This window comes from Flavobacterium pokkalii (assembly GCF_014596575.1).
In the GTDB taxonomy this organism is placed as follows: Bacteria; Bacteroidota; Bacteroidia; order Flavobacteriales; family Flavobacteriaceae; genus Flavobacterium; species Flavobacterium pokkalii.
In genome coordinates this window covers 1-525 of sequence record NZ_NASZ01000069.1, presented here as the reverse complement: position 1 = coordinate 525, position 525 = coordinate 1, and the positions used below count along the sequence as shown (strand labels likewise).

Genomic DNA, 525 nt, shown 5'->3' with positions numbered 1-525 from the left:
CCAGCTTCATCCCCGTTATGTTTTTGTGGTAAACTATTATGAAATCGACCATAATGTACTAATTCATGTAGTATTGTCATAGCTACAAAAAATGAAGTTCCATTTAGATTCTCTTTATTTCCTAATGTATCATTATATTCGCCTAATTCTAATTGTGAAATTAAATATTTATCAATATAAATTACATTTGGGGTTGTATGGTTAAATTCACCAAATTCAGTTATTCCATTAGTAATCCTAATCTTATTTATAATATTAGTTGGTTCTAATAGAGCTAATGTTTGTTCTGTATTATAACCAGACAATTGATTGAAGATACTTAATAAGTTTGGATTATTCATTACATAAGTTTTAATTTTATTTATAGTTTGTACTAAGTTTGGAAACGGTTTGTCTTCTAAAGTTAAAATCTCAATGTTATTTGTTTCACACGGACACATAACTACCCCTGTTTGCTTGGTTACAGTTATTTTGCTAGTTATGCTGGATTGCGTTGCTGTGCAAACTTTCATACATGGTTCTTGG

At 29.0% G+C, this 525-nt stretch carries 1 protein-coding gene; it reads right to left on the bottom strand.

The features are described 5' to 3' along the window. A partial coding sequence (locus tag B6A10_RS16315; RefSeq protein WP_188221719.1) for a hypothetical protein occupies window positions 1-512 on the bottom strand: 512 nt, incomplete at its 3' end. Window positions 513-525: the final 13 nt, after the last annotated feature.